This window comes from Pseudonocardia sp. McavD-2-B, assembly GCF_024124365.1.
GTDB lineage: Bacteria > Actinomycetota > Actinomycetes > Mycobacteriales > Pseudonocardiaceae > Pseudonocardia > Pseudonocardia alni.
On the sequence record NZ_JAMXSG010000235.1, the window covers coordinates 1 to 9,615 of the forward strand.

Consider the following 9,615-nt stretch of genomic DNA (forward strand, 5'->3'; position numbering starts at 1 on the left):
TCGTCGGTGCCGGTCCCCGCGTCGTGGCCGATGACCAGTACCCGCCCGGCCGGCGGGCCCGCGGCGGGCTCGGGGACCGGTGCCCAGTCGACCCGGTAGCGCAGGTCGTTGGCCCGGGTGCGGGCGCGGGACCCGGCGCGCCATGCGGACAGCGCGGGCAGCACGGTGTCGAGTGCGCCGCCGGGCAGGCCGAGCGCGTCGGCGAACGCCGCCGGGTCCTGCCCGTCGACCAGTGCCCAGAACGCGGCGTCGTCGGCGGCGCCCGACGGGTCCGCCTTCGGCTCGGGCCAGTAGCTGCGGCGCCGGAACGCGTAGGTCGGCAGTTCGACGTCTGTGCCGCCGGTGTCGGGCAGGGTGGTGGTCCAGTCGACGGTGGCGCCGTGCACATAGGCCTCGGCCAGCGAGGTCAGCACCCGGGCGGGGCCGCCCTCGTCGCGGCGCAGCGTGCCCAGCACGACCGCGGCGGCGGTGCCGTCGGGGTCGGCCGCCTCCTGGGTCTCCTGGACCGGTCCGGCGAGCACCGGGTGCGGGCTGACCTCCACGAAGATCCGGTGCCCGGCCGCGAGGAGCGCCTCGGTGGCGTCCTGCATCCGGACGGTGGTGCGGAGGTTGGTGTACCAGTAGGTGCCGTCGAGGCCACCGTCCTCGGCGGTGTCGAGGCGCCCGCCGGTGACGGTGGAGTAGAACGGCACCGTCGGGGTGCGCGGGGTGATGCCGGCGAGGACCTCGGCGAGCTCGTCGCGCACGGCCTCGACGTGCGGGCCGTGCGAGGCGTAGTCCACCGAGACCCGCCGGGCCCGCACCCCGGCGGACTCGCAGGCGGGCAGCAGCGCGTCGAGCGCGTCCGCGTCGCCGGAGACGACGACCGACGACGGCCCGTTGACCGCGGCGACCGACAGCGCGCCGCCCCAGGGCACGATGAGCTCGGTGACCCGGCCGACGGGCGCCGCGACCGAGACCATCCCGCCGTGCCCGGACAGCCGGGGCAGCGCGCGGCTGCGCAGCGCCACCACCCGCGCCGCGTCGTCGAGGTCGAGCGCGCCCGCCACGTGGGCGGCGGCGATCTCGCCCTGCGAGTGGCCGACGACCGCAGCCGGCTCGACGCCGTGGGCGCGCCAGACCGCGGCGAGGCCGACCATCATCGCGAACAGCGCGGGCTGGACCACGTCCACGCGCTCCAGCAGCGCCGGGTCGCCGTCGCCGGTGAGGACCTCGTGCAGCGACCAGTCGACGTGCGGGGCCAGCGCGGCGGCGCAGTCGTCGACCGCGGCACGGAAGGCCTCCGACGTCGTGAGCAGGTCGCGGCCCATCCCCCACCACTGGGCGCCCTGCCCGGGGAACACGAACACCGGGCCGGCGGGGTCCTCGGCGGCGGTGCCGGTGACCAGACCGGCGACCGACGTGCCGTCGGCCAGCGCGGCCAGGCCGCGGGAGAGCTCGTCGGAGGTCTCCCCGACGACGACGGCGCGGTGGTCGAACGCGGCGCGGGTGGTGGCCAGGGCGTGCCCGGTCCTGGCCGGGTCCTGCGGGTCGCGGGCCACGGCGTCGCGCAGCCGGCCCGCCTGGGCGCGCAGCGCGTCGGCCGAACGGGCGGAGACCACCCACGGGACCGGTCCGGGTGCACCGGCCGGCGGGGTCGCCTCGGCGGGGGGCGCCTGTTCCAGCACGACGTGGGCGTTGGTCCCGCTGATGCCGAACGACGAGACCCCGGCCCGGCGGGGGCGGTCGGTCTCCGGCCACGCGGTGCGCCCGGTGAGCAGCTCGACGGCCCCGGTGGACCAGTCGACATGGCTCGACGGCGCGTCGAGGTGCTGGATGCCGGGCAGCTCACCGGCGCGCATCGCGGCCAGCATCGTGATCACGCCGGCGACGCCCGCGGCGGCCTGGGTGTGTCCGATCGCGGACTTCACCGAGCCCAGCCGCAGCGGCTCGTCCCGGTCGCGGCCGTAGGTGGCGAGCAGCGCCTGGGCCTCGATCGGGTCGCCGAGCCGGGTGCCGGTGCCGTGCGCCTCGACGACGTCGACGTCGGCGGCGGTCAGTCCCGCCTCGGCCAGTGCCCGGCGGATCACCCGCTGCTGGGACGGGCCGTTGGGGGCGGTCATCCCGTTCGACGCGCCGTCCGAGTTGATCGCCGAGCCGCGGATCACGCCGAGCACCGGGTGCCCCTTGCGGCGCGCGTCGGACAGCCGCTCGAGGAGGACGACGCCGACGCCCTCGGCGAGGGTCATGCCGTCGGCGGCCTCGGAGAAGGGCTTGCAGCGGCCGTCGGCGGCCAGTGCCCGCTGCCGGCTGAACCCGACGAAGGCCTGCGGGGTCGCCATCACCGCGGCGCCGCCGGCCAGGGCGAGCGAGCTCTCCCCGCTGCGCAGCGACCGGCAGGCCAGGTGCATCGCGACCAGCGACGACGAGCACGCCGTGTCCAGGGTGACCGCGGGACCCTCGAGGCCCAGCAGGTAGGCCACCCGGCCGGACAGCACGCTGGCGGCGGTGCCGGTCACCATGTGCGTCTCGGTGTCGCCCGCGGCGTGCGCGACGGTCGTCGCGTAGTCCTGGTAGGTGGCGCCCACGAAGGTGCCCGTGCTGGTGCCGCGCAGCGAGGTGGGGTCGATCCCGGCCCGCTCGAACGCCTCCCACGAGGTCTCCAGCAGGATGCGCTGCTGCGGGTCCATCGCGACGGCCTCGCGCGGGGAGATCCCGAAGAAGCCGGCGTCGAAGTCGGCCACGTCGTGCAGGAAGCCGCCCTGCACGGAGTAGGTGCGACCGTGCCGGTCGGGGTCGGGGTCGTGCAGCGCGGCCGCGTCCCAGCCGCGGCCGGTGGGGAAGCCGCTGATCGCGTCGACCCCGTCGAGTGCGAGCTGCAGCAGCGCCTCGGGGGTGTCGGCGCCGCCCGGGTAGCGGCAGCTCATCCCGATCACGGCGATCGGGTCGTCGTCCCCGGCCGGAGCGGCCGCGGGCTGCGGCAGCCCGTCCGCGGCGCCGAGCGCGAGCTCCTCCAGGCGGCCGGCGAGCACGGCGGGGCTGGGGTGGTCGAAGACCAGGGTGGAGGGCAGCGTCAGACCGGTCGCGGCGGCGAGCCGGTTGCGCAGGTCGACCGCGGTCACCGAGTCGAACCCGGCGTCGCGGAAGGCGCGGCGCTCGCCGAAGGCGTCGGCGGAGGCGTGCCCGAGGACCGCGGCGGCCTCGGTGCGGACCAGGGTGACGAGCAGCCGGGTCCGCTCGGCCGCCGACAGGGGCGCCAGGCGGCCGGCGAGGGCACCGCGCGGGCCCGCGGCCGGTGCCGCGGCGTGGGTGAGCCGGGCCCGGACCTCCGGGACCCGGTCGAACAGGTGCGAGACCCGGCCGGCGGTGAAGACGTCGTGGTAGACGTCCCAGTCGACGTCCATCAGGCCGACGACGGTCTCGTCGTCGTCGAGCACGCAGCGCAGCCCGGTCAGTGCCCGCTGCGGGTCGAGGTACTCCAGGCCGCTGCGCCGGATCCGGTGCGGGTCGGCCTCCGTGCGCTCGGGGTCGGCGTCGGGCCACTTGCCCCAGTGCACCGAGGTGGCGCGCAGCCCGCGCGCGCGGCGCTGCTCGGCCAGTGCGGACAGGAACGCGTTCCCGGCGGCGTAGGCGGCGTGCACGCCGCTGCCCCACATGCCGGCCGTCGAGGAGTACAGCACGAGGTCGGTGGCCGGGTCGTCGAGCAGCTCGTCGAGGATCCGGGCACCGGTCACCTTGGCGTGCACGACCTCGGCGAACTCGTCGAGGGTCGTGTCGGCGATCGCGGCCAGCCCGATCACCGCCGCGGTGTGCAGGACGGTGCCGACCGTGCGCCCCTGCGCGGCCAGCCGCGCCAGCAGGGCCGCGACCGCATCCCGGTCGGTGATGTCGCAGGCCACCGCCTCGGCCTCGGTGCCGGCCTCGGCCAGCTCGGCGACCAGCGCGGCCGCACCGGGGGCCTCGGGGCCGCGGCGGGACAGCAGCACGACGTGCTCCGCACCGTCGGCGGCCAGCCTGCGGGCCAGGTCGGGGGCCAGGGTGCCGGACCCGCCGGTGACCAGCGTGGTGCCCCGCGGGCTCCAGCGCCGGGCCGGGGCCCGGCCGCCACGATCGGCGCGGACGATGCGGCGCGCGAGCACGCCCGCCGGGCGGACGGCGAGCTGGTCCTCGTCGCCGAGCCGCCCGGCCAGGACGGCGGCGAGCCGGTCACCGGTCCGGGCGTCGAGGACCTCCGGCAGGTCGGCGGTGCCGCCCCGGCGGTGCGGCTGCTCGACGGCGGCGGTCCAGCCGAGCGCGGCGACCTGGCTCTGCAGGGGCCGGGTCACGGTGTCGCCGGGCGCGGCGGTGGCCGCACCACGGGTGAGGTGCCAGAGCGCGACGTCGATCCCGGCGTCGCCGAGTGCCTGGACCAGGGCCACCGACAGGGCGAGGCCGCGGGTGAGCCCCGGGTGACGGGGGTCGTCGTCCTCGGCGGCGGCGAGCAGCGAGACCACACCGGCGATGTCCCCGTCGGCGGTGGCGTCCGCGATCCGGGCGCGCAGCACCTCCCGGTCGGTGTCGTCCCGGTCGGTGCTCTCGTCGAGCACGAGGGGCAGGGCCACGGCGCCGTGGCGCTCCAGGACGCCGACGACGTCGGCGGGGTCGGTGCCGGCGGCGGTGACCACGAGCCAGGTGCCGGTGGGTCCGGTGCGGGGCGGCTGCGGGGTCGCGGCCCACTCGACGCGGTAGCGCCAGGTGTCGAGGTCCGCGCGGTCGGCGCGGGAGCGGCGCCAGGCGGACAGGCCGGGCAGGATCGCGGTGACCGCGTCCTCGTCGGTGCCGAGCGCGGCGGTCAGGGCGGGCAGGTCGGCCTGCTCGACGGCGTCCCAGAACTCGGTGTCCAGGGCACCGGTGTCCGGGGCGGCGGCGGTCGCGGTGCGGGTGCTCCAGTACCGCTCGTGCTGGAACGGGTAGGTGGGCAGGTCGACCCGGGCCGCGGCGGCGTCGTCGAACAGGACCGACCAGTCGACGTCGAGTCCCCGGACGTGCAGCTGGGCCGCGGACAGCAGGAACCGGTCGTAGCCGCCCTGGTCGCGGCGCAGCGTGCCGCCCGCGACACCGGTGATGCCGGCGTCGTCGAGCGCGTCCTGGACGGCCGGGGACAGCACCGGGTGCGCGGCGGACTCGACGAACACCCGGTGTCCGGTCGCGGTGAGCGCGGCCACCGCGTCGGCGAACCGGACGCGGTTGCGGAGGTTCTCGTACCAGTACGCGGCGTCCATCGTCGAGGTGTCCAGCAGCCCGCCGGTCAGCGTGGAGTACAGCGGCACCGCCGAGGGCTGCGGGGACAGGCCCGCGAGGGTCTCCAGGATCTCCGCGCGCAGCTCCTCGACCTGGTGGGAGTGCGAGGCGTAGTCGACCGCGACGCGGCGGACCCGGATCCCCTCGCCGTCGAGCACCGCGCCGAGCTCGTCGAGCGCCTGCGGCTCGCCGGAGACGACGACCGAGCGGGGCCCGTTGACCGCGGCCACCGAGACCCGGCCCGCGTACTCCTCGAGCCGTCCGGAGACCTCGTCGACCGGCAGCGCGACCGACATCATGCCGCCCCGCCCGGCCAGCGACCGTCCGATCGCGCGGCTGCGCAGCGCGACCACCCGGGCGCCGTCGGGCAGCGACAGCGCACCGGAGACGACGGCGGCCGCGATCTCCCCCTGGGAATGGCCGACGACCGCGTCCGGCTCCACCCCGTGGGCACGCCACAGCGCGGCGAGGGCGACCATCACCGCGAACGACGCCGGCTGGACCACGTCCACCCGGTCGGCGTCTGGTGCCCCCTCGGCGCGGCGCAGCACGTCGTGCAGCGACCAGCCGGTGATCGGGTCGAGGGCCGCAGCGCACTCGGCCATCCGCGCGGCGAACACCGGGGACTCCTCGAGCAGCCGTGCGCCCATCCCGATCCACTGCGCCCCCTGGCCGGGGAAGACGAACACGGTGCGGCCCTCGACGTCGGCGACGCCGTGGGCGACGTGCGGGGCGGGTGTCCCCGCAGCCAGCGCGCCGACCCCGTCGAGCAGCTCGTCGCGGGCGGTACCGACGACGACGGCCCGGTGCTCGTGCCGGGCGCGGGTGGTCAGCAGCGCGTGGCCGACGTCGTGCGGGTCGGCGGTGCCGTCCTCGCGGAGCCGGGCGTGCAGCGTGGCGGCCCGGTCGCGGCGGGCCTGCACGGTGTGCCCGGACAGGACCCAGGCGAGGACACCGGTGGGCCCCCCGCCCGGCGCGGGCTCCTCCTGGGCGGCGGGGGCCTGCTCCAGCACGGCGTGGGCGTTGGTGCCGCTGATCCCGAACGACGAGACCGCGGCCCGGCGCGGGCGGCCGGTCTCCGGCCACGCGGTGCGCTCGGTGAGCAGCCGTACCGTGCCGGCCGACCAGTCGACGTGCGACGACGGCGTGCCGGCGTGCAGCGTCGGCGGGAGCACCCTGTGCCGCAGGGCCTGCACCATCTTGATCACCCCCGCGACACCGGCGGCGGCCTGGGTGTGGCCGATGTTGGACTTCAGCGACCCCAGGTACAGCGGGCGGTCGGTGTCCCGGCCCCGGCCGTAGGTGGCCAGCAGGGCCTGGGCCTCGATCGGGTCGCCGAGCCGGGTGCCGGTGCCGTGCGCCTCGACGGCGTCGACGTCGGCGGCGGTGAGCGCGGCCCGCTCCAGGGCCTGGGTGATGACGCGTTCCTGGGACGGCCCGTGCGGGGCGGTCAGGCCGTTCGAGGCGCCGTCCTGGTTCACCGCGGAACCGCGCAGGACCGCGAGGACCCGGTGCCCGTTCGCACGGGCGTCGGAGAGCCGCTCGGCGACCAGGACGCCGACGCCCTCCGCCCAGCCGGTGCCGTCGGCGTCGTCGGAGAACGCCTTGCAGCGCCCGTCCACCGACAGCCCACCCTGGGCGCTGAACTCCACGAACACCGACGGGTCGGCGAGGATCGTCACCCCGCCGACGACCGCGAGCGAGGACTCCCCGCTGCGCAGCGAGTGCGCCGCCAGGTGCAGCGCGACCAGCGACGACGAGCACGCCGTGTCCACCGTGACGGCGGGGCCCTCGAGCCCGAGGGTGTAGGACAGCCGCCCGGACAGGACGCTCGCGGCGGTGCCGGTCAGGGCGTGCCCGCCCAGCTCGGTGCCGGCGTCGGCGGACGGGCTGCCCCAGTGGTAGGAGCCGACGAAGACGCCCGCCCGGCTGCCGCGCAGCGAGGTGGGGTCGATCCCGGCGCGTTCGAGGGCCTCCCAGGAGACCTCGAGCAGCAGGCGCTGCTGCGGGTCCATCGCGGCCGCCTCGCGCGGGGAGATCCCGAAGAACGCCGCGTCGAACCCGGCGGCGTCGTCGAGGAACCCGCCGCGGGCGGTGGCGCTGCCGCCGTCGCCGGTGCTCCGGAGCGCGTCGAGGTCCCAGCCGCGGTCGGCCGGGAACTCCGCGATCCCGTCGCCGCCTGCGGACACCAGATCCCACAACGACTCCGGGGAATCGACACCGCCGGGCAGCCGGCAGCCCATTCCGACGATCGCGACCGGTTCGTTCCCGACCGATTCCAATTCGTCGATACGGCGGCGGGCGCGGCGCAGATCCGTCGTGACCCGGCGGAGCGAGTCGACGATTCTGTTCTGCTGGTCCTGCGATTCCTGCATCAGCTCGTCCTCGTCATCCGGTCGCGCGCGGAGGCAGCGAATTCGTCATGCGGTGTCGAACTCTTCGTCGATGATGTCGAGCAGCCGGTCGACCGACACCGAGTCGAGGTCCTCGTCGGGCGGGCCTCCCGGCTGCGCGGCGGGACGGCGCAGCCCGGCGGCCAGCACCTCCAGCCGATCGGCGACGGCCCGGCGGTCCGGACCGTCGCCGGACAACCCGTCCAGCGCCGCCTCCAGCCCGGCCAGTTCGGGCCCGCAGGGCTCCTGCGGGCCCGGTCCGAGCAGTGCGCTCACCTCGCGGGCGGCGAGCTCGGGGGTCGGGAAGCCGAACACCAGCGTCGCGGGCAGCCGCAGCCCGGTGTCGCGGGCGAGGCGGTCGCAGAGCTCGACCCCGGCGAGCGAGTCGAGGCCCAGCTCCTTGAACACGCTGCGGACGCCGATCTCGGCCGGGTCGGGGTGCCCGAGCACGGCGGCGGTGTGCGTGCGGACCAGGTCGAGCAGCGCCCGCTCGCGCACCGCGGGGGGCATCACGGCGTAGCGTGCGCCGGGATCGGTGCCCGCACGGTCCTCGCCGGGATCCCCGGCCGCGGTCCCGGTAGGTACCGGATCCGGCCGGGCGGTCGCGGAAGCCGGGTTCGTGACGACCCGGGCATCGGGCCCGGGCTCCGTCGCGGTCCGGGCCCCGGAGGCCGGGAACAGGCCCGGCGACCCACCGGGGTTCCCGGGTGTCGGCGGCGCGGGCCAGTACCGCACGCCGCGGAACGCGTAGGTGGGCAGCGGTACCCGGCGAGCGCCGGTCCCGGCGTGGAAGGCGTGCCAGTCCATCGGCACGCCGAGCGCGTGCAGCCGACCCAGCGCGACGGCGAACGACGTCTCCTCCGGCCGGTCGCGGCGCAGCACCGGGACGACGTGCGCCGCGGTGTCCGGTCCGAGGGTCTCCCGGGCCATCGCCGAGAGCACCCCGCCCGGGCCGAGCTCGACGAACACGTCGACCCCGTCGGCGGCCAGGGAACGGACGCCGTCGGCGAACCGGACGGTCCCGCGCACGTGCCGCACCCAGTAGCCGGGGTCGGTCGCCGCGGTCGGGCCGAGCTCGCCCGTCAGGTTCGAGACCAGCGGGATCCGCGGTTCGCAGAAGGTCAGCCCCGCGACGACGCCGCGGAACTCCTCGAGCATCGGCTCCATCCGCGGTGAGTGGAACGCGTGCGACACCGCGAGCCTGCTGGTACGACGGCCCCGGTCCGCCAGCTCGGCGGCGAGCGCGGTGACGGCGTCGTCGTCGCCGGCGACGACCACCGAGGCGGGCCCGTTCACCGCGGCCAGTGCGACCCGGTCACCGAGCAGCGGCGCGACCTCGTCCTCGGACGCCTCGACCGCGACCATCGCCCCGCCGGCCGGTAGCGCCTGCATGAGTGTGGCGCGGGCGGCGACCAGGCGGGCGGCGTCGTCGAGCGACAGCACCCCGGCCACGTGCGCGGCGGTGATCTCACCGATGGAGTGGCCGCCGACCGCGGCCGGACGCAGCCCCAGCGCCGTGACCAGGCGGAACAGCGCCACCTCGACGGCGAACAGCGCGGGCTGGGTCCAGCCGGTCTCGTCGAGCAGGGCGGCGGCGTCGTCCCCGGTGCCCCAGGCGACGTCGCGGACGGGCCGGTCGAGGTGGGCGTCGAGGGCCGCGGTGACGTCATCGAAGGCGCGGGCGAACACCGGGAAGCGGGCGGCGAGCGCGCGGCCGGTCCCCAGCCGCTGACTGCCCTGTCCGGAGAACAGCACCGCGGCGCGGCGGGGCGCCGCCTGTTCGCGGGCCACCTCGACGGGGCCGTGCTCGCCGAGCAGCAGGACCGCGCGGTGGCGCAGCGCGGCCCGGCCGGTGGCCAGCGACCAGCCGACGTCGCGCGGGTCCGGTGCGCCGGGCCCGGCGGTGTGCGCCCGCAGCCGCTCGATCTGGGCGTCGAGATCGCGGGCGGCGGCGGCCGAGACC

2 protein-coding genes are annotated in these 9,615 nt (G+C 77.0%); both read right to left on the reverse strand.

Annotated features, from left to right (window positions below):
• The coding region (locus NH602_RS23795; RefSeq protein WP_253068948.1) for a type I polyketide synthase at positions 1–7,634 on the reverse strand (7,634 nt) is incomplete at its 3' end.
• 45 nt (positions 7,635–7,679) lie between these two features.
• Positions 7,680–9,615: acyltransferase domain-containing protein (locus NH602_RS23800; protein WP_253068949.1), on the reverse strand; the 1,936-nt coding region annotated here is incomplete at its 5' end.